The organism is Marinobacterium sp. MBR-109 (assembly GCF_040547565.1).
Lineage (GTDB): Bacteria > Pseudomonadota > Gammaproteobacteria > Pseudomonadales > Balneatricaceae > Marinobacterium.
Window position 1 is genome coordinate 28,092 of record NZ_JBEPPZ010000002.1, and the last position, 20,033, is coordinate 48,124.

The 20,033-nt window shown below is 57.4% G+C and carries 17 protein-coding genes; 9 read left to right on the plus strand and 8 right to left on the minus strand.

Annotated features, from left to right (window positions below; all coding sequences use genetic code 11):
* Positions 1-39: 39 nt before the first annotated feature.
* The 6 genes from ABIE60_RS03110 (at position 40) to ABIE60_RS03135 (ending at position 9,150) form a co-directional block, all read left to right on the plus strand.
* A complete protein-coding gene (locus tag ABIE60_RS03110) occupies positions 40-807 on the plus strand; it encodes a quinoprotein dehydrogenase-associated SoxYZ-like carrier (protein WP_354467695.1) in 768 nt (255 codons plus the stop codon).
* Between the two features lie 10 nt (positions 808-817).
* Positions 818-1,741 carry a quinoprotein relay system zinc metallohydrolase 1 gene (locus ABIE60_RS03115; protein WP_354467697.1) on the plus strand — a complete coding sequence of 308 codons (924 nt, stop codon included), beginning with the start codon at positions 818-820 and terminating at the stop codon, positions 1,739-1,741.
* Between the two features lie 179 nt (positions 1,742-1,920).
* Entirely contained in the window at positions 1,921-3,693 is a 1,773-nt protein-coding gene (locus ABIE60_RS03120; protein WP_354467698.1) for a PQQ-dependent methanol/ethanol family dehydrogenase, read from the plus strand.
* A 312-nt stretch (positions 3,694-4,005) separates the two neighbouring features.
* The gene (locus tag ABIE60_RS03125) at positions 4,006-5,145 is read left to right on the plus strand and encodes a porin (protein WP_354467700.1); all 1,140 of its coding nucleotides are present in this window, start codon (positions 4,006-4,008) and stop codon (positions 5,143-5,145) included.
* Positions 5,146-5,438: 293 nt separating this feature from the next.
* On the plus strand, positions 5,439-6,560 hold the full coding sequence (gene nosP, locus ABIE60_RS03130) for a nitric oxide-sensing protein NosP (RefSeq protein WP_354467701.1): 1,122 nt from the start codon (positions 5,439-5,441) through the stop codon (positions 6,558-6,560).
* Positions 6,550-9,150 (plus strand): NahK/ErcS family hybrid sensor histidine kinase/response regulator, encoded by a 2,601-nt coding sequence (locus ABIE60_RS03135; RefSeq protein WP_354467702.1) that lies wholly within the window; start codon positions 6,550-6,552, stop codon positions 9,148-9,150. The genes nosP and ABIE60_RS03135 overlap by 11 nt, the downstream gene beginning before the upstream one ends.
* 17 nt (positions 9,151-9,167) lie before the next feature.
* Here the strand turns inward: ABIE60_RS03135 and ABIE60_RS03140 are convergent, their stop codons facing one another.
* Both ABIE60_RS03140 and ABIE60_RS03145 read right to left on the minus strand, forming a co-directional pair.
* Complete coding sequence (locus tag ABIE60_RS03140; RefSeq protein WP_091823919.1) at positions 9,168-9,839, minus strand: response regulator; 672 nt, start codon at positions 9,837-9,839, stop codon at positions 9,168-9,170.
* Between the two features lie 61 nt (positions 9,840-9,900).
* On the minus strand, positions 9,901-10,470 hold the full coding sequence (locus ABIE60_RS03145) for a rhodanese-like domain-containing protein (protein WP_354467704.1): 570 nt from the start codon (positions 10,468-10,470) through the stop codon (positions 9,901-9,903).
* 183 nt (positions 10,471-10,653) lie between these two features.
* On the opposite strand from ABIE60_RS03145, the gene ABIE60_RS03150 reads away from it, so the two are divergent.
* Positions 10,654-11,001 (plus strand): PilZ domain-containing protein, encoded by a 348-nt coding sequence (locus ABIE60_RS03150; RefSeq protein WP_354467706.1) that lies wholly within the window; start codon positions 10,654-10,656, stop codon positions 10,999-11,001.
* Here the strand turns inward: ABIE60_RS03150 and ABIE60_RS03155 are convergent.
* Entirely contained in the window at positions 10,957-12,780 is a 1,824-nt protein-coding gene (locus tag ABIE60_RS03155; RefSeq protein ID WP_354467708.1) for an ABC transporter ATP-binding protein, read from the minus strand. The two genes, ABIE60_RS03150 and ABIE60_RS03155, sit on opposite strands and share 45 nt — an antisense overlap.
* Positions 12,767-14,506: an ABC transporter transmembrane domain-containing protein gene (locus ABIE60_RS03160; protein WP_354467710.1), complete on the minus strand. Its 1,740-nt coding sequence runs from the start codon at positions 14,504-14,506 to the stop codon at positions 12,767-12,769. Before ABIE60_RS03160 ends, ABIE60_RS03155 begins: the two co-directional genes overlap by 14 nt.
* Before the next feature lie 61 nt (positions 14,507-14,567).
* Here ABIE60_RS03160 and ABIE60_RS03165 point away from each other — a divergent pair, with 61 nt between their 5' ends.
* A complete protein-coding gene (locus tag ABIE60_RS03165; RefSeq protein WP_354467711.1) occupies positions 14,568-15,179 on the plus strand; it encodes a hypothetical protein in 612 nt (203 codons plus the stop codon).
* Here the strand turns inward: ABIE60_RS03165 and ABIE60_RS03170 are convergent.
* On the minus strand, positions 15,154-16,056 hold the full coding sequence (locus ABIE60_RS03170) for a DMT family transporter (RefSeq protein ID WP_354467713.1): 903 nt from the start codon (positions 16,054-16,056) through the stop codon (positions 15,154-15,156). The genes ABIE60_RS03165 and ABIE60_RS03170 overlap by 26 nt on opposite strands.
* Before the next feature lie 98 nt (positions 16,057-16,154).
* The gene (locus ABIE60_RS03175) at positions 16,155-16,586 is read right to left on the minus strand and encodes an RrF2 family transcriptional regulator (protein ID WP_354467714.1); all 432 of its coding nucleotides are present in this window, start codon (positions 16,584-16,586) and stop codon (positions 16,155-16,157) included.
* A 384-nt stretch (positions 16,587-16,970) separates the two neighbouring features.
* Between ABIE60_RS03175 and rnk the strand changes: the two genes are divergently transcribed.
* Positions 16,971-17,357: a nucleoside diphosphate kinase regulator gene (gene rnk, locus ABIE60_RS03180; RefSeq protein WP_354467716.1), complete on the plus strand. Its 387-nt coding sequence runs from the start codon at positions 16,971-16,973 to the stop codon at positions 17,355-17,357.
* Between the two features lie 98 nt (positions 17,358-17,455).
* Here rnk and paaK read toward each other — a convergent pair whose 3' ends face one another.
* Positions 17,456-18,766, minus strand: a complete 1,311-nt coding sequence (paaK, locus tag ABIE60_RS03185) for a phenylacetate--CoA ligase PaaK (protein WP_354467718.1) — start codon at positions 18,764-18,766, stop codon at positions 17,456-17,458.
* Positions 18,767-18,824: 58 nt separating this feature from the next.
* A complete protein-coding gene (gene pcaF, locus ABIE60_RS03190; protein ID WP_354467720.1) occupies positions 18,825-20,033 on the minus strand; it encodes a 3-oxoadipyl-CoA thiolase in 1,209 nt (402 codons plus the stop codon).

The window sequence follows — 20,033 nt, forward strand, 5'->3', positions numbered from 1 at the left end:
CGGTCAGGATTCACACAATAAAAACAAGAGGAATGACACATGCAGATGTTGCGCTCAGGCCTTGTCGGTCTGCTGGCTCTGTTGGTTACGGGCGTGTTGCAGGCGGGCACGCCCGATGATCCCCTCAATTCAGTGATGTGGGACTACACGCGGAAAATTTTTCTGGGGGATGCAGACTACCGCTTTGAGCCTCGCATCAAGGTTGAAGTGCCGGCATTTGCCGAAGATCCGGCCCAGGTGCCCATCAGTATTGATGCCAGTACCTTTGCCGGTGAGATCGAGCGCATTGTGGTCTGGGCCGACCTCAACCCGATCCAGCATATCTTCGATTACTACCCGCTGCAGAACGCCAACGGTCGCGTTTCACTGCGCATCAAGGTGCAACAGAGTACGGCAGTGCGGGCTGCCGTGCTGACCAAAAGCGGCGACTGGCATATCGGCTATGCTCAGCTCGAAGCGGCCGGCGGTGGTTGCACCACCCCCAGTATGGGCAATGCGGATCCTTACTGGCAAAGCCACCTCGGCGAAGTTCAGGCGCGCCGCTTCAGTAACGCAGAAGGCGAGGGCTCTCGGCTTAAGCTGCGTGTGATCCACCCGATGGACACCGGGCTGGTGGATGCCATCCCGGAGTTTTATCTGCAACAGCTTGAGCTGCGTAATGGGGAGGGTGAGGTTCAGATCCGTATGGAATTGTCTCAGCCGGTGTCTGAGAACCCGGTGATCAGCTTTGATCTTGATGAAGATACCACCGGTTATACCCTTTGGCTGAGGGATAACGGTGGTAATGAATTCACACGGCCACTTTGAGGAGGTTCAGATGAAACGGATAACCGCTTTATTGGGCCTGCTGGTCTCGCTTTCAGCCAGCGCAGCGTCGTTCGATTATCGGCTTAAGCCGGTCGAAGTGGCCGAAAACACCTGGTTTATTGAGGGGCGCACCGAAGATTTCAGTGTCGAAAATGGTGGCAACATCGTCAATACCGCCTTCATCGCAACCGGTGAAGGCGTCCTGGTGCTGGATACGGGTGTCTCGCGTCGCTATGGTGAAGCGCTGCTTGAAGCGATTCGGTCGGTCACGAATGAGCCCATTCGCAGGGTGATCAACACCCATCAGCATCCTGATCATTTCCTTGGCAATCAGGCGTTTGAGGACGTCCCCATTGTGGCTCTGGCAGAAACTCAACAGCAGATCAGAAACCACGGCGACAGTTTTGCCGAAAACATGTATCGGCTGGTAGGGGACTGGATGCGGGGTACGGAAGTGGTGGTGCCGACCGAGACACTTGAGCCTGGCGTGCAGCAGATGGGCAACCATCGACTGGAATGGATCCGCATGGGTGGGCACAGTGGTGCCGATCTGGTGCTGTTTGATCACAGCACCGGGGTGCTCTTTCCCTTTGATATGGTGTTCTACCAGCGAGCCCTGACCACGCCGCATACCCCTGGCCTGCAGCAGTGGCGAGAGGAAATTGCACAGCTGCGGCAGTATCCATTCAAGCTGATGCTGCCGGGGCATGGGCCGATGGTGGGTGATCAGCGCGCGCTTGACCAGATGGATGCCTATCTGGTCTGGCTGGATAAAACCTTAACTGATGCGGCAGAGCAGGGGTTGAGTATGACCGAAGTGATGCAGCTGCCGATCCCTTCCGAATTTGACAACATCGCCCTGCGTGAAGTCGAGTTCCAGCGCAGCGTTGTTCATCTCTTTCCCGCCTATGAAGAGGCAGCCTTTGGACGCTGATGGCTGCCGCAAAGGCCAGTCAATGCAGGCTCTCCAGCCGGGTATTACTACCAAGTGAGGAGAAAACTGCTTCGCCCGTTCAATTGTTCCAAACGGGGTCAAATTCAAGAATGCCTGTACGGGTCGGGAAATTTTCCCGGCTCTCTCCCGAACAACAAAAATCCTCAAAGGGGACAGCGATGAAGAAATTTGGCTGCCGTAATGGCTTCGCTCTATCCACGCTGGTTGCAGCCATGTCGGTTGCAACACTGGCGCAGGCAGGTGTGACCGACAAGGATATTCTCGCCGATCATATGACAACGGACGCGATTGTGACCAACGGCCTTGGGCTGCAGGGGCAACGCTACAGTCCGCTTGATGCACTCAATACTGAAAACGTTCAGGAACTGCGTCCGGTCTGGTCGCTGTCTTTCGGTGGTGAGAAGCAGCGCGGACAGGAATCTCAGCCGATGGTCAAGGATGGCGTCATGTACGTCACGGCCTCCTATTCACGTGTGTTTGCCGTTGATGCCCGTACCGGTGACGAGCTGTGGGAATACAACGCTCGACTACCCGATGGCATCATGCCCTGCTGTGACGTAATCAACCGAGGTGTGGGTCTGTATGATGACCTGGTGATCTTCGGCACACTGGATGCCAAGCTGGTAGCCCTGAACAAGGATACCGGCAAGGTGGTCTGGATCAAGAAAGTGGCTGACTACAAGGAAGGCTACTCGATCACGGCTGCGCCTCTGATCGTGAACGGCAAGATCATTACCGGTGTGTCCGGTGGCGAGTTCGGTGTGGTAGGCAAGGTTGAAGCCTATGATGCCAAAACCGGTGATCTCCTCTGGACCCGCCCCACCGTGGAAGGCCACATGGGGTATGTCTGGAAAGATGGCAAAAAGGTTGAAAATGGCATCTCCGGTGGCAAGCCGGGCCAGACCTGGCCGGGTGATCTCTGGAAAACGGGCGGTGCTGCCACTTGGCTCGGCGGTACCTACGATCCGGATACCAACCTGCTGTTTTTCGGTACCGGTAACCCCGCTCCCTGGAACTCGCACCTGCGTCCGGGTGACAACCTGTTCTCCTCATCGCGTCTGGCAATCAACCCGGATGACGGCAAGATTGTATGGCACTTCCAGACCACTCCGCATGACGGCTGGGACTTCGATGGCGTGAACGAGGTTATCTCGTTCGATTACACCCAGGGTGGAAAAAAGGTGAAGGCGGCGGCCACTGCCGACCGTAACGGCTTCTTCTATGTCCTGAATCGTGAAAACGGTGACTTCATCCGTGGTTTCCCGTTTGTTGACAAGATCACCTGGGCTGAAGGTCTGGATGAGAAAGGCCGTCCGATCTACAAAGATGGTGGTCGTCCGGGTAACCCGCTCGATGCCAAAGATGGCAAACAGGGTGAATCCGTTGTGTCTGCGCCTTCTTTCCTGGGTGGCAAGAACTGGATGCCGATGGCGTACAGCCAGGATACCGGGCTGTTCTACGTGCCCTCCAATGAGTGGGAGATGGACATCTGGAACGAGCCGATCTCCTACAAGAAAGGGGCTGCCTATCTGGGTGCCGGTTTCACCATCAAGCCGATGAATGAAGAGTATATCGGTGTGCTGCGTGCGATCGATCCGGTCAACGGCAAGGAAGTATGGCGCTACAAGAACTACGCGCCGCTTTGGGGTGGTGTGCTGACCACCAAGGGCAACCTTGTGTTCACCGGCAATCCTGAAGGCTACCTGATGGCATTCGATGCCAAGACCGGCGAGATGCTGTACAAGTTCAATACCGGTTCAGGCATTGTCGGTTCGCCGATCACTTGGGAGATGGATGGTGAGCAGTACGTCTCCGTTGTATCGGGCTGGGGTGGTGCAGTACCGCTTTGGGGTGGTGAAGTGGCCAAGCGTGTCAAACACCTGAACCAGGGTGGTTCTGTCTGGACCTTCAAGCTGCCGAAAAAAAGCTGATCGACTGACACCAGCTGTCTGAAAAAGCCCTGCCGGCTATGCCGTCAGGGCTTTTTTGTTGAACTTTTTTCTGTTGCTTTAGTCCATTACTATCAACAGGATATAAAGCATATCTTATGTTGCACCTGCTTCTGCGACCTTCAGGCAGAGTCGTAATACTCTGGCATTGATCCGGTCCTGTCTGCCTCGGTAGCGCCTCTGAAGAAGGGTATAAAACCTTCCGTTGTTGCATACCTCACGGCCTTCCCTTGGGCGAACATCACCTCATCGTAATCACGATGTCATGACCGATGTTTCTATTTGGGGGAAACCATGAACAATAAAAAATTCACCACCAGACTTCTGCCTGCAATGATCGCACTGGGTATGGCTGCCCAGGCTCAGGCCGAGATCAAGCTGTATGATCAGGAAGGTACAACGTTCTCGACCGATGGCCTGATCAACGCTTTCTACGTACACAGTGACAATGATGGCCGTGAGCAGTCTCGTGTCAAAATGGGCTTCCTGCCCAACTGGATCGGTTTCAATTTCGGCAAGGAAACGGGTGACCTGAAACTGGGTGCACGTTCATCGTTCTGGGTCAGCATCAATGATTCTGATGTGGTGCGTGCCAACAATCAGGGGCGGGGCGAGTCTCTGGGTACTGACACCGGCATCGATGTACGTCAGTTCTACGGCACGGTCGATGGTGACTGGGGTCAGGTGTTGATCGGTAAGGACTTTGGTCTGTTCAACCGTACCAACATCATGTCAGACGAGTTGCTGCTCGGTTATGGCCAGACCTCTGATGCACTGGGTCTGATTGATGGCGGCAACGTTTCCTTCGGCAACATCGGCAGTGGCTACACCTATCCGTTCCCGAAAGCGCAGATCACGTACCGCTCACCTACCCGCAATGGCCTCCAGCTGGCGGTTGGTATCTTTGATCCAAGCAAATCGTCTGCCGACTCTTCCGAAGAAGCGCCGCGCTTTGAAGGTGAGTTGACCTATGCGGTGAATACCGACTCCATGGACTTCAAGGCATGGCTGGGTGGTTTGTATCAGAGCTCTGATGACCCAGTAGCCGATACAAGTGTGGATTCGACAGGCGTTTCCTATGGTGCCAACGTCAAGTTTGGTGGTCTGTCACTGACGGCATCCGGCTTCCAGAGCGAAGGTATCCACCCGGCAGCAATCGACAACTTTGTAGCGGATGAAAGTGTTGAGCTTGATGGGTATCTGGTACAGGGCTCCTACAGCTTTGGCCCCAACCGTATAGCCCTCTCATACGGTGAAAACGAAGGTGACAATGGCGCCGACTTCACCTACGAAAATACAGCGGTTGCCTGGTTCTATACCGTGAACAGCAACCTGAAACTGATTGCCGAATACGATCAGACCGAAATCAGTGGCTCGACTCTGGGTACCGAGAAGAACGATACCATGGCCTTCGGTGCTGTCCTGACCTGGTAAACCTGCAGTACTACTCCTGGCGCGCAGCCGGCTCCCCTTCGCCGTCTGCGCGTTTTTTTGTCTGCAATTTGAAGCAGTACTTTGGGAGTAGATGATCAGTCGGTATCAGACTCCCGCAACATGGGCCTGTTCAGCCCAAAACCACTACTTTCATGCTGCTTTTACTGCTGTTTGAAGTACTCAAGTAGCATTACCCGCCCCTGTGGTGCTGGCTACAATGTGGGTATACCCATATCTGCGCGAGTGTACCCCCTATGAACGCGCCTGTACTACACAGTCCCGTCCGTTCTGCCATGTCATCGGCACGCGATCCTGAAACAGCGGCTCGGGAATTGGCCACGGCACTTGATCATCCTGAACTTGGTTTCGTTCTGTTTTTCTGCTCGGCGGAATATGACCTGAATGCACTGGCCCGTAGCCTCAATCATGTTTTTGGCGATGTCCAGCTGGCAGGCTGTACCACTGCAGGTGAGCTGACACCGCGCGGCTACGATCAGGGGACCATCACCGCCATCGGCTTTGATCGTCATCTGTTTGCCGTTGAAGTCGGGCTGATTGAAGAGCTGGAGCAGTTCAGTCTGACCGATGCCCAGTCTCAGGTGGAACGGCTGATCGGACGCTGTCGTGAGCGACAGGTTGCGCCGATCAAGGGACATACCTTTGCCCTGACGTTGCTGGATGGACTGTCCAGTCAGGAAGAGCTGGTGCTGCTGACACTGGATTCGGCACTGGGCAGCATCCCCAATTTTGGTGGCTCGGCGGGTGATGACATCCATCTGACCGGTACCCATGTATTTGTCGACGGTGAGTTTCGGACCCGTGCAGCAGTGGTGGTGATGATCAATACGCCGCTGGACTTTGAGGTCTTCAGTACGCATCACATGCATAGCCTGGAGCAGAAGCTGATCGTGACCCGTGCGGATGCCGCCAGTCGTACCGTATACGAGCTGAATGCCGAACCGGCGGCGCTGGAATATGCTCGCCTGCTGGGGCTGAACCCTGAACAGCTCGATTTCAAGACCTTTGCACTCAACCCTCTGGCCGTGCGTATCGGGCAGGAGTATTACGTGCGCTCCATTCAAAAGGTCAATCCTGACCTGAGTCTGACCTTCTACTGCGCCGTCGAAAACGGCATCGTGTTGACCGCCATGCAGCCCGGCGAAATGCTGCAGGACCTGTCACACCGCCTTGAGCAGATCGAAAGCATACTGGGTGAGCCGCTGATCACGATCGGCTGTGACTGCTTTCTGCGCCGGCTGGAGGCGGAGTATACCGGGCAGGCGCAGAAAACCTCAGAACTGCTGACCCGGCATCAGGTGATCGGCTTCAACACCTATGGCGAGCAGTTTGATGGCATGCATATCAATCAGACCTTTACCGGGGTCGTGATCGGCAGGACGCAGCATGGCTACTGATAGCGAAAAGGCACAGCTGGAAGCGCGCATTGCAGAGCTTGAACAGGAAAATGCCAAGCTGCGTCGCATGAAGCAGGCGTTGATCGAGCGGGTTGAGTCCAGCAGTACCGTACGTACGGCGCCGTATGCCGCGTTTGAACATTCGGTGGTGCTGGCGGAGCAGGTGCGTGAGCGTACCGAAGCATTGAATGCGGCATTGGCAGAGCTAAAACACAGCAACATGGCGCTGAAGCAGGCCAATCAGGAGGCAGCTACGGCGCACCAGCGGCTGATCGATGCCATCGAAAGCATCTCGGATGCCTTTGTACTGTTTGATGCTGAGCGGCGCATTGTGTTGTTCAACAGCCGCTTTCGTGACTATTGGCAGGGCACGAAAACCCGTATTGAACGGGGCATCACCATCCATGACGTGCGTCGCCTCGCACTGGAGCGCGGTGTGATCGCCGAGGAGCATGTGGGGCAGGGGGATGAAGCGACTGTCTATCACCTGTCTGATGGCCGCTGGGTGCAGATGAACGAGCGTCATACCAATGATGGCGGTCTGGTGATTCTGTATACCGACATCACCGATCTGAAGGCGAGTGAGACCGCTCGGCGCGAGCAGGCGCTGGCACAAAAAAGCCGGTTGCTGCAGCGTACCGTTGATAACCTGTCCCAGGGGGTGGCGCTGGTTAACCCTGAGGGTGAGCTGGAAGTCTGGAACGACCGCTTTGCCGAGCTGACCGGACTCAGCCCTGTCAGCAGCGTCCCGTTTGAGTCTTTGATGGGTGCCAGTGAAGTGCAACTGCTGACACCCGACACGCTCAGTGCCCACGGCAGACCGCTGCTGGAAACCGAACAGCACCTGGCGGATGGTCGAGTACTGGAAATTCGCACCCACCCGATGCCATCTGGTGGCTTTGTGAATACCTATACGGATATCACCGAGCGTCATCGTTATGCAGAAACCCTGCGCGAAAACGAGAACTGGCTGCGCCTGATTACCGACCATGTGCCGGCACTGATCGCCTATGTGGGCGGCGAAGGGCACTTCCAGTTCACTAATCAGGTCTATGACGACTGGTACGGCTGGCCCCGGGGAAGTCTGATCGGGCAGAGCATTCGTCAGGTACACGGTGAGCAGCAGTATGCCCGGCTGGAGCCGTATATCCGCCAGACCATGAGCGGTCAGAATGCCACCTTCGAAATTGATGAACAGAATGCGGCAGGTGAAAACCGCCACATGCTCAAATCCTATGTGGCCAATATTGATGCAGCGGGTAACACGGTCGGGTTCTTTGTCTTGATCCGTGATATCACCGAACGCAAACGAACCGCGCTGGCACTGCAGCAGGCCTATCAGAACCTTGAGCAGCGCGTACGCGAACGCACCTCGGAACTAACTGGGGTTAACCTGCAGCTGCGACAGGAGATCGAGGAGCGGATGTCGATCGAGGCACGGTTGCTGGAAGCCAAGCAGGACGCCGAACAGGCGAACCTGTCCAAAACCAAGTTTCTTGCTGCGGTCAGTCACGATCTGTTGCAGCCGCTCAATGCGGCGCGCCTGTTTACCGGTGCCTTGCTGGAACAGCCCATGCCGGAGCGTATTCGCAGCCTGATCAGCTCTGTCAGCAACTCCCTGCAGGATGTGGAAACCCTGCTGGGTACGCTGGTGGATATTTCCCGCCTCGACGCGGGTGTCATCAAGCCTGATGTATCCGCCTTCAGGCTCAATGAGCTGCTGGACACATTGGCAGCGGAATATCACCAGATGGCCGCTGCCGAAGGGTTGTCATTCCGTTTTGCAGGCAGTGACCGGGTCGTGCTCAGTGACGCCACGCTGCTGGCCCGTATCCTGCGCAACTTTCTAACCAACGCACTGCGCTATACCGATAAGGGCGGGAAAATCCTGCTGGGCTGTCGCCGTAGAGGAGAGCGGGTGTTGATTGAGGTTTGGGATACCGGTTCCGGCATTCCCGAGGACAAGCTGACGGAAATATTCCAGGAGTTTCGCCGTATCCGCAACGGCAGTCAGCATCAGGACAAGGGGCTTGGGTTGGGGCTCGCCATCGTCGACAAGATCGGCCGCATGCTGGATCACCCGATCAGGGTGAGATCAGTCGAGGGCAGGGGCTCGGTGTTCTCGGTAGAGGTGCCGGTTGGCCGGCTGCTGCCGCAGTCCTTTCAGGCGCCGTTCTCTGACCCGAGCATACATGCCCGGCTGGAAGGTGCGCGTATATGGATGATCGACAACGATCCCGCCATCTGTGCCGGCATGGCCACGCTGCTGGCAGGTTGGGGCTGTGAGGTGGTAACGGCGCTGGGACTGGAAGATCTGCAGCAGCAGGTATCCATTGGCAGTGCCGGGCTGGATATTCTGATTGCCGATTACCACCTGGATGACGGCGCGACCGGTGATGAACTGGTACGTGAGGTGCTGAGTCTGCGTACGGACCAGCCGCCGGTGTTGATGATCACGGCCAACTACAGCAACGAGCTGAAACAGGAAGTGAAGGCTCAGGGGTATCTGCTGATGAACAAGCCGGTCAAGCCACTGAAGCTGAAGGCTACACTGGCCCATCTGCTGCAACGCCGGCAACAGCCGGCGTAGGCAGAGAGTAGATCAACTCAACGGCGCAGATACTGGGCGAAATCGATATCGCTGGCCGAAAGGATCGCCTGCACTCGGTTGTGTACACCGAGTTTGCGCAGAATGGCCGAAACGTGAGCCTTGACGGTGGTTTCGGCAATATGGAGGTTGTAGGCGATCTGCTTGTTGGACTCCCCTTTGGCCATCCGCTCAAGTACCAGCAACTGGCGACGTGTCAAAGAGGAGAGAAGCTCGGGTGCAATCTGGGGGTTGTCGTTGCCGCGTCGGTTGCGGCGTCCTTCCTGTCCGCTCTGGCGGATGATGTCGGAGGGCAGGTAGACGTTGCCGTCCAGAATCTGTTGCAGGGCTTCGGTCATCTGATTGCGCGGTGATGATTTCGAGATGAAGCCGACGGCACCACAGGTGATCGCCTGCAGCACGATCTGCTTGTCATCCTCGGCTGAAACAATCACCACGGGTACAGTGGGTGCCTCGTTGCGCAGTGAAATGAGCCCGTTGAGACCATTCATGCCGGGCATGTTGAGATCCAGCAGTACCAGGTCCAGATCATCGTGCTCTTGCGCCAGGGCGAGGGCGGTCTCAAGGTTTTCGGTTTCCAGTGTTTCGGTATCGGGGAAGCCCGACTCGATCACATTGGTGATCGCTTCCCGGAACAGTGGGTGATCGTCAGCGATAAGAATCTTGTACACGGGTGTGTTCCCCTTTTATCTTTATTATTAAGAACTTCAGAGACCTTCCGTGTCAAACCTTTCAATAGTCGGCCGGCAATGGCACGGGGGTTCCGGTGACCAGCTCGAGTTCGGCTTCGCGCCAGCCATCAGTCCCTTCTGCATACCAGTACAGGTTTCGGTAGCCCCAGCTGTGGGCACGCTTGACCGCATTCCAGGACATCCAGCAGTCAGCCGTACAGTAGAGTACGACCGGGGCCTGCAGGTTGCCACCGGTTGCCTGTTCCAGCTGAGTGCTGAAGTAGCGTTCCAGTCGCTCACCGGGCTCGCCCAGTCCCACATTGGGCAGCCAGATACTGCCGGGCAGGTGCAGGCGAGGCTTGGTGATCAGGAAAATACCGTCCTGCCAGCCTACCGGTTGCACATCGATCAGAACCGGTTTCAGCGGCTGTTCCAGCAAGCTGCGTACACCGATGGTATCAACCCGCCTGCCGCCCTCAACCGATGCCGCAGGCGGACTGCGATAGTGGGCGATGCGATAGCCGTCCCATGAAAAATAGAGCCGGTCGTCACGGTCGATATCGGCAGCGACGGTCGCAGTCAGCCCCGCAAACAGGGCAGTTATGGCTGATAGTCTTGCAAGCAGATGCATGGCATAACTCCGTTACGACCATTAGACTCCTGCTGCCGGGTACTATGAATTCGACCTTGGGGGCGCCAAACCGGTACTTAAGTAGTAAAAACCGTTTTTTTCGTAAGGCTGACCTGATCCCGAACATTGTTACTGCCACGCGGCGGCACTATCATACCCGCATCCAACTGACAGAGAAGCAAGATGTTTCAGGAAAGACGAATATCTCCCCGCGTGCACTGTAGCCTGCCGGCTGAAATTGAAACCTCGGCAGGGGAGATGATCGATGTGGATCTGGTGAACATCAGCCGCAGCGGTTTCTATGTCGAGGGCAATGATGCGCTGGCCGGCTTACAGCCGCCGCAGGGTCTGGGTGCCACCGAGATTTGGTTGCATTTCGGACTGGGACAAAGCCCGTTGCATTGTCACTGTCGTATTGTGTACAAGCGGCGCAACTCACATGACAGTATCGGCTTGGGTCTGCATATTGTGTCAACTGACCCGGACTCACTGACGCTGATTGAACGTTTTGTGCTCGACCGCCTCAACTGAGTGTTGCTCGGCGTCCTGTACCCGCGCCGCCTGCTGCTGCAGGCGGTATAACCTCGCATAGCGTCCCTGGTCAATCTGCATCAGGTCGCGGTGTGCACCGGACTCAACGATCTCGCCATTGACCAGCAGCAGGATGTTGTCCGCCTCACGAATGGTGGACAGGCGGTGCGCAATCACGATCAGGCTGACCTTGCCATGCAGTTCGTGCAATGCGCGCTGCACCACCTGTTCAGTTTCGCTGTCGACGCTCGCCGTGGCCTCATCCAGCAGCAGAACGCGCGGCGAGCCTGCCAGTGCTCGGGCGATGACCAGCTGCTGACGCTGACCGGTCGAGAGTCGAGTCCCCCGTTCCCCGAGCAATGTATACATTCCCTGTGGCAGCTGTTGGATCATCGGTAACAGGTGCGCCTGCGCGGCGGCCTGTTCGATGGCAGCATCTCCAAGGTCGCGCCCCATGTCGATGTTGTCACGAATGCTGCCTGCAACGATGAACGGCTCCTGCGGAATCAGTCCGATGCCGTCACGCAGCGCAGTATTACTCAGCGACTGCAGGGGCTGCCCATCGATTCTGATCGCACCACTGTCGGGAGCGTAGTAGCGCAGCAGCAGGCTCAGCAGCGTGCTCTTGCCGCTGCCGGTGGGGCCGGCAATGCCCAGAAACTGGCCGGGCGGAAGGTCAAAATCGAGTCCGCGCAGAACCGGCTTGTCCGCTTGATAGCCAAAGCTCAGCTGCTGTACCTGGATGTGCCCATGGCTGACAGTACCACTGCCGGGCTGACTCAGAGCGTTGTCTTCCGTTTCGTCCAGCAGCTCCTGCACACGGCGGCCGGCAATCATCGCCTGTTGGTACAGGTTGAAACGCTGGGTGATTTCAGCCAAGGGTTCGGTGAAACGCCCCAGCAGGTTGATGAAAGCGTACAGCACACCGATCTCGAGGGTCTGCTCGGCAGGTTGCAAACCAAAACCCCAGATCACGGCCACAAGCACCAGCACGCTCATCAGGTCAATGGCCGGTCGCAACAGGGCTGCGCTGATACGGATGGTGCGCAGGCGTGACTGGTAGTAGGGCTGGTTAAGTGCTTCAAACCGGTTGATAAACCGATCCTGCTGCCCGGACGCCTGAATCACGCCCATGCCACTGATCGATTCGCTGACCAGCCCGTTGATTTCCGAGCGCAGCTGTCGCTGCCGTGATACCGCGGCACCGCTGGCGCGCTGGTACAGCCAGATCAGACCGACCACAGCGGGTATCATCAGCAGCGCAATCATCATCAGGAACGTATCAAGCACCGCCATTGCGATCAGAATGCCCACCAGCAGCACGGTGTTGGTCAGCACCACGGACAGGAACTGCACGTACAGATCCTTTATCGATTCGGTGTCGTTGGTGATGCGGCTGATAACCTGGCCTGTAATGGCATGGTCAAACCAGCCAAGCGGCAGACGCAAGGCACGTCTGAAAGCCCGTTCGCGGATATCCTGCACCGCCACCAGTGCCATGTCGGTAAATTTCATGGTCTGATGAAAGCGCAGCCATGCGGCCAGTATCTGCACCAGCAGATAACAACCCAGCAGCAGTCCAACCGGCTGCCATTGCAGCTTGCCCGGCATCAGGTAGTCATCTATGTAAACCTTGGCCAGCAGCGGACCTGCCACGTCAGCGGCGGTGGCCAGTATCAGCAGAATCAGCGCCTTGACCAGCAGCGGGCGGTCACGGCGGATATAGTCGAACAGCAGGCTGAAGGCGCGTCGAGCCTGGTTGCGTTCAGTGGCTGACATCGGTTTCTTCCTCCATCTGCTGGTAGGTCCACATGCGGCTGTACCAGCCATCTGTGGCCAGAAGCTGCTCATGGGTCCCGATCTCGTCGGGGTGGCCGTGTTGCAGTACCAGAATGCTGTCGCAGTCTCGCAGTGCGCTCAGGCGATGGCTGATTACAATCAGGCTGCGCTGCACACTGGCCTGTTGCAGGCGCTGCAGAATGCGTTTTTCGGTATCAAGGTCAACCGCCGAAAGGGAATCGTCCAGCACCAGAATCGGGGCCGGAGCCAGCAGCGCACGGGCCAGCGCAACACGCTGGCGCTGGCCACCGGACAGGGTGACACCACGCTCACCGACCGGGGTGTCATAGCCCTTTGGCAAACGTTCGATATCCTCATCGACGGATGCAAGCCATGCTGCGTGGCGTATCGCTTCAGGGCTTGCATCGGGCTGGCTCAAGGCGATGTTTTCCGCCACCGTCAGGCTGAACAGGAACGGATCCTGTGGCACCCAGGCGAAGCAGCTGCGCAAGGCCTGCAAGGGGTAATCCGCTACGGCATGGGAACCCAGCCGCAGCTGTAGCGGGTCATCGACTTCACGGTAGCGCATCAGCAACTGGATCAAGGTGCTTTTTCCGGCACCGGTAGGCCCTGCTATACCAAGACGACTGCCCGGCGGCAGATCAAAACTGACGTCCTGCAATGCAGGCGTTTCACTGCCGGGGTAGGTGAACTTGAGCGCCTGCGCCTTCAGGGATGTTTCACTGACAGGCTGTTGCCCCTGGTCCTGGATGGAGTCGGGTGTTTGCAAGGTTGCGTCTACCCGTTTCCAGGCGGCACTGCCGCGTTCGATGATGTTGAGCAACCAGCCGAACGCCCACATGGGCCAGATCAATTGACCCAGATAGAGGGTAAAACCGGTCAGTTCGCCGATGCTGAGCTGTTCGGTGCTGATCAGCCAGCTGCCACCGGCCAGCGTCAGCAGCAGGGAGGTACTCATGCACAGAAAAATCAGTGGGTCGAACAGAGCTTCGCTGCGGGCCACATCATAGTTGGCTTTCGCGGCGCGACGGGTGATGGCCGCATAATCATCGAACTCCTGCTGTTCACGTCCCAGCGCGCGAATCATGCGAATACCCGACAGTGCTTCCTGAGTGCGGTCATTCAGTGCGGAGAACTGTTCCAGTGCTTCATTGAACTGGTGGTGGATACGGTTGGACAGGCGGTGGAAACCGAACGCCATTACGGGAAAGGGCAATAATGCGATCAGGGTCAGGCGCCAGTCGATCACGGCGGCCATCATGAGCATCACCAGTACAAAGGTGAGGAGTCCATCAAAGCCGGACAGAATACCTTCGCCCGCCGCCATTTCGATGGCATCAATATCGTTGGTGGCCCGTGCCATCAGATCGCCGGTATTGTGTGTCGCGTAAAAGGCGTCACCCTGACGGGTCAGGCGTTGGTAAAAGCGGCTGCGCAGCAGATTGCCCAGCCGATAGGCGGTTCCGAACAGTATTTGACGCCAGGTGAAGCGCAGCGCGTAGATCGCCAGGGCGCAGCCAAGCAGCAGCCAGAGGATGCGGCTGTGGCTCTGGTTGTCACCGGCAGCGAGATGGTCAACGCTTTGTCCTACCAGCCAGGGAATGCTGAGGTTGAGCATGGCGACCAGTGACAGCAGTAACAGGGCTACTGAATAGGTGCGCCAGTGTTCACGAAAGAACCAGCTCAATTGTTGAAACAGTTGCATGGCATCCTGTCGAATTTCAAAGTGATATGATGGACGGCGGTTTCAGTCAGGAGAATACCGCATGAGTCTGATTCGGCGCTGGCATCTGGTGTTGCTTGCCCTGATCGCTGTTCTGTTGTGGATGGGACGTTCCCCTTCACCTGTACCAGAGCAGACCGAGCTGCCACAGGTGTCACTCTTGCCTGTGGTTGCGGCGCCACTGCAACAGAATGTAAGCCCGGTGGCAGAGCTTCCATTCGGGCAGTATTCGCTGCGCCTGTTAGCCGAATTTGCACTGGAAGCACGGGTGCTGGCACGCGAGCGCTATCGCCTTGGTCGCGAGGCAGAGCTATCCCCGTGGGACTTCGCGCTGGGCTGGGGCCGTATGGCCGAGCCGGATATTGCGCGTCAGTTTACCATACGCCAGTCGGGTCGCTGGTATTACTGGCGCACCGAACAGTTGCCGATTCCCCAGCGCGAGGTTGAGATCAGCAGTGCCAACATGCACCTGATTCCGGCCAACGATCAGGTCAGACAGGCGCTGGACCGTGTCACTTCCGGCAGTATGGTGCGTCTGCGCGGGTTTCTGGTTGAGGCCCGCGGCGAAGACGGCTGGCGCTGGCGCAGTTCCATGTCGCGGGAAGATACCGGCGATGGCGCCTGCGAACTCATTCTGGTGACAGAGGTGCTCTGATCTCCTGCCGCAACGGCGCCTTGCGCTGCTCGGCACGGATATTGATCAGGTTGCCGCTGAACATCAGCGCAGCCCCCGCCAGTACATACCAGTCGATCAACTCCTGATAGAACAGATAACCCACCAGTGCGATCAAGGGCAGGCGCATGAAATCCATTGGCACAACAACTGTAGCGTCTGCCAGCTTGAATGCGCGTGCCATACAGTAGTGTGCACTCATGGCCGTGACACCAACGATCAGTATCCAGGGCAGGGCCTCCAGTGTCGGGCTTTTCCAGTCCAGCAGCGAGGGCACCATGCCAAAGGGCAGCTGCATCAGTGTCATGTAGAACAGAATGCACAGTGGGGTGTCGGTTCGGGTCAGTGACTTGGTCTGGATATAGGACAGGGCGTAACCGAAGGCACCGGCCAAAACCGCCAGTGATGCCGGGTGCAGAACACCCATGCCGGGACGCAGTATCAGCAGCAGGCCGGCGATACCCAGCGCCACCGCAAGCATTCTGGGCAGTGTGAGCCGCTCGCCAAGCAATAGCCAGGCCAGCAGGGCTGTCCAAACAGGAGTGGTGAACTCAATGGCGATCACTTCTGCCAGCGAGATCCAGGCCAGGCCGTAGAACCAGCCATACTGACCACCGAAATGGGCGATGTTACGTACCAGATGCGCGCCGGGTCGGGTGGTGCGCAGTTGTTCAATGCCGGTTTTGGCCACCAGCGCACCGATCAGAACAACGCCAATGACGCTGCGGAAGAACAGAATCTGGTAGGTGGAATAGTCGGCTGTCAGCTCACGCCCGGAAATTGCCATCGCCATGAATGAAAACAGGGCGCCGGTCATCCAGAGGGCGGACAGAAATGCGGGGTGACGATCCTTCAACATGACAGCTCCTGAATATCAAAACGACATTTTCTCAACTGTGTTGAGTGCCGTCTATCCGGAATCTGCAACTGCAGGCGTCGAGAAGCGGTGCAGTATAACTAGCTGCTGGTATGCGTGATCAGGCTGGCCTGCATGGAGTCACTGCGCAGCAGGTCTGCAAGTGTGTATTCCTTGAGGGTATCGAAAAAGGCCTGCTGGGCACGGGCAAGGGCGGTTTGAAGGGTGCATTGTCCGGCAAGTCGGCAGGGCTGGCTGTTGCAGTCCACCAGCGGAGATGTGCCTTCAGAATGGGCAACCACTTCACCGATATTGATCTCTGCGGGTGGGCGTGCCAGGCATACGCCGCCTTTTTTGCCGCGGTAGGTATTCAGGTAACCGCGTTTGCCGAGCGCATGCACAACCTTGCGCAGGTGCTCGATAGAGATGTCATAGAATGCCGCGATTTCGCTCAGTGTCGAGAGGCGATCGGTATGGGTGGCGGCATAGAACAGGACTCGGAGCGTATAATCGCTGAAACGGCTGAGTTGCATCGTGATACCCGGCTTAATATAAGAACATGATGATACAAGATAACGGGTCGGATCGAAAACTTTTAACTATATATGAATCATCAACCTCTGACGGGGCTTGCGTTCAGGTCGGTAAAACGTTAACAATAGCTTCCAACATACCTAATATTCAGAAGGCGCCTCTCGGGGGCGCCTTCTCGGTTTTGAACGTTATCATGCATCACCCGATCAGTACTCAGAAACCTGCGGCCTGTCTTGTTCAGGCCCCGTCAACCTGCCGCTGACGCTGATAGACCTGTATCAGCACGGTACAGGTCGCCGGGTGCACTTCGCTTTTCCCACTGATCCCTTTTTCGTTGTACCTCAAGCCAGGTACAACCTGTTGTCACAATGATGGAGTTGAAAATGGCTGATATGCCCGGAATCAAGGTGTCCGAAAAGGACGTTGACCAACTGGAAGCCATGCTGGAACGGAAAGAGCACCGGGACAATCCAGCACTGGATGGCTTGCGGACGGAGCTGGAGCGTGCCGACATTGTGCCGCTTGAGCAGCTGCCGGATGACGTGGTGCGGATGAACTCCACCGTAACCTTCAAAGTGGAAGAGAGCGACAAAACATTCCAGCGCACCCTGTGCTACCCCCATCAGATGGCCGCGCGTGAAGACGGTATCTCGATTGTGGCACCGATCGGGTCGGCACTGCTTGGGCTGGAAGTGGGGCAAACCATCGACTGGCGCCTGCCGGATGGCAAACACAGCCATGTGCGTATTATTGAAGTCAGCCATGCCTGATCACTGACATGCGCCTGCCCGGAGCAGGCAGGCGCAAGACGCAACAAAAAAGGCCGGTCATCATGACCGGCCTTTTGCGTAATGGGACAAGCCCGAGGTTAGCCCTTGCTGCGCAGATCGCTGACGCGCTGGGCCTTGCCTTCGGAGCGGGTAATGGTACCCGGCTCACCGATGGTGATGCGAGTGCTGATGCCGATGTAGGACTTGATGTGGTGTGACAGCTCCTTGGTGACGGCATCCCTGTTGGCTGCAGTCGCTGCCGGAGTCAGTTCCACCTTCACTTCAACCATGTCCAGGTTGCCGTTCTTGGTCACGATGATCTCGTAGTGAGGCGCCAGTGCTTCCACCTTGAGAATCTGTTCCTCGATCTGAGTCGGGAACACGTTGACGCCACGGATGATCAGCATGTCATCGGAACGACCGGTGATCTTGTCGATACGGCGCATGGAGCGAGCGGTGCCCGGCAGCAGGCGCGTCAGGTCGCGGGTGCGGTAACGTACAACCGGCATCGCTTCCTTGGTCAGTGACGTGAACACCAGTTCACCGTATTCGCCATCCGGCAGAACTTCACCGGTGTTCGGGTCGATGATTTCCGGGTAGAAGTGGTCTTCCCAGATGGTGGGGCCGTCTTTGGTTTCGATACATTCCATCGCCACACCCGGTCCCATCACCTCGGACAGGCCATAGATGTCAACCGCATCAATGCCGGCGCGTTCTTCGATGCTCTTGCGCATCTCGCCGGTCCAGGGCTCGGCACCGAAGATGCCGGTGCGCAGCGGGATCTTGTGCGGATCGACACCCTGGCGCTCCATCTCATCCAGAATGTTCAGGAAGTAGGACGGGGTCACCATGATCAGGTCTGGTTCGAAATCCTGAATCAGCTGAACCTGCTTCTCGGTCTGGCCACCGGACATCGGGATGACGGTACAACCCAGACGTTCGGCACCGTAATGTGCACCCAGACCACCGGTGAACAGGCCATAGCCATAAGCGACATGCACCTTGTCACCGCGGTGGCCGCCGGCGGCACGGATAGAGCGCGCAACCACGTTGGCCCAGGTGTCGATGTCATTCTGGGAGTAGCCCACGACGGTCGGTTTGCCGGTCGTACCGGAAGAGGCGTGGATACGCACTACATCTTCCATCGGGATGGCAAACATGCCGTACGGATAGTTATCGCGCAGGTCCTGCTTGGTGGTGAACGGGAAGTGCTTGAGATCATCAAGTGACTTCAGTTCATGCGGATGTACACCTTTCTCGTCGCATTTCTGCTTGAAGTGGGGCACGTTGTTATAGGCGTGCGCCAGGCTCCAGCGCATACGGCGCAACTGCAGCGAACGCAGTTCGTCGATGCTGGCTGTTTCGATTTCTTCCAGGGAACCGCGCATCATTGGCTGTTGGTAGTTCATGCTTATTATTATCCCGTTGCTTGTAGGTTAATAATTATAGATTCCTGAAGCCGCAGCATCAGACTCGTTCGATAATTGTTGCAATACCCTGGCCCACGCCGATGCACATCATGCACAGTGCATAGCGGCCGCCGGTGCGGTGCAGTTCGTACATGGCCGTGGTAATCAGGCGAGCACCGCTCATGCCCAGTGGGTGGCCCAGAGAGATGGCACCACCATTCGGGTTTACATGAGCCGCATCATCCGGCAGACCGAGATCGCGGGTGACGGCCAGCGCCTGAGCAGCAAACGCCTCGTTCAGCTCAATGACGTCCATATCTTCAATTTTGAGACCGGCCTTGGCCAGAACCTTGCGCGCGGCCGGTGCCGGGCCGAAGCCCATGATGCGCGGTTCAACACCTGCGGTGGCCATGGCGACTATGCGGGCCTTCGGTGTCAGGCCGTGGGCCTTGGCGGCTTCAGCAGACGCGATCAGCAGGGCGCAGGCACCATCGTTGACGCCGGAGGCGTTACCCGCCGTTACGGAGCCACCAGCACGGAACGGGGCTTTCAGACCAGACAGAATCTCCATGGTAGTATCGGCGCGGGGATGCTCATCGGTGTCGACGACCTTAGGCTCGCCTTTACGCTGCGGGATGGTAACCGGGACGATCTCCTGAGACAGCTTGCCGTTCTGCTGTGCGGTGGCGGTACGCTGCTGGCTGCGGAAGGCAAAGGCATCCTGATCTTCACGGCTGACATTGAAGTCTGCGGCCACGTTTTCAGCGGTTTCCGGCATGGAGTCCACGCCGTACTGGGATTTCATCAACGGGTTGACGAAACGCCAGCCGATGGTGGTGTCATACAGGCCGTTGGGGTTACGGGTAAAGGCGGACTCGGCCTTGCCCATCACGAAAGGTGCACGCGACATGGACTCGACGCCACCGGCAATCATCAACTCGCAGTCGCCGGATTTGATGGAACGCGCAGCGAGGCCGACTGCGTCCATGCCGGAGCCGCACAGACGGTTCACGGTGGTGCCCGGTACACTGACCGGCAGGCCGGCCAGCAGCGAGGACATGCGGGCCACGTTGCGGTTGTCTTCACCGGCCTGGTTGGCGCAGCCGTAGATCACGTCATCCACCTGGCTCCAGTCAACATCCGGGTTGCGCTGCATCAGCGCCTGCATCGGAATGGCGCCCAGGTCGTCGGCGCGAACGCTGGCGAGAGCACCGGCATAGCGACCGATCGGGGTACGGATCGCATCACAGATAAATGCATCTTTCAT

Coding starts and splice junctions, on each gene's coding strand:
- ABIE60_RS03150 (WP_354467706.1), top strand. CDS start 10,654: ATGTTTCAGGAAAGACGAATATCTCCCCGCGTGCACTGTAGCCTGCCG.
- ABIE60_RS03115 (WP_354467697.1), top strand. CDS start 818: ATGAAACGGATAACCGCTTTATTGGGCCTGCTGGTCTCGCTTTCAGCC.
- nosP (WP_354467701.1), top strand. CDS start 5,439: ATGTCATCGGCACGCGATCCTGAAACAGCGGCTCGGGAATTGGCCACG.
- ABIE60_RS03165 (WP_354467711.1), top strand. CDS start 14,568: ATGAGTCTGATTCGGCGCTGGCATCTGGTGTTGCTTGCCCTGATCGCT.
- ABIE60_RS03125 (WP_354467700.1), top strand. CDS start 4,006: ATGAACAATAAAAAATTCACCACCAGACTTCTGCCTGCAATGATCGCA.
- ABIE60_RS03135 (WP_354467702.1), top strand. CDS start 6,550: ATGGCTACTGATAGCGAAAAGGCACAGCTGGAAGCGCGCATTGCAGAG.
- ABIE60_RS03110 (WP_354467695.1), top strand. CDS start 40: ATGCAGATGTTGCGCTCAGGCCTTGTCGGTCTGCTGGCTCTGTTGGTT.
- ABIE60_RS03160 (WP_354467710.1), bottom strand. CDS start 14,506: ATGCAACTGTTTCAACAATTGAGCTGGTTCTTTCGTGAACACTGGCGC.
- rnk (WP_354467716.1), top strand. CDS start 16,971: ATGGCTGATATGCCCGGAATCAAGGTGTCCGAAAAGGACGTTGACCAA.
- ABIE60_RS03170 (WP_354467713.1), bottom strand. CDS start 16,056: ATGTTGAAGGATCGTCACCCCGCATTTCTGTCCGCCCTCTGGATGACC.
- ABIE60_RS03175 (WP_354467714.1), bottom strand. CDS start 16,586: ATGCAACTCAGCCGTTTCAGCGATTATACGCTCCGAGTCCTGTTCTAT.
- paaK (WP_354467718.1), bottom strand. CDS start 18,766: ATGAACTACCAACAGCCAATGATGCGCGGTTCCCTGGAAGAAATCGAA.
- pcaF (WP_354467720.1), bottom strand. CDS start 20,033: ATGAAAGATGCATTTATCTGTGATGCGATCCGTACCCCGATCGGTCGC.
- ABIE60_RS03120 (WP_354467698.1), top strand. CDS start 1,921: ATGAAGAAATTTGGCTGCCGTAATGGCTTCGCTCTATCCACGCTGGTT.
- ABIE60_RS03155 (WP_354467708.1), bottom strand. CDS start 12,780: ATGTCAGCCACTGAACGCAACCAGGCTCGACGCGCCTTCAGCCTGCTG.
- ABIE60_RS03145 (WP_354467704.1), bottom strand. CDS start 10,470: ATGCATCTGCTTGCAAGACTATCAGCCATAACTGCCCTGTTTGCGGGG.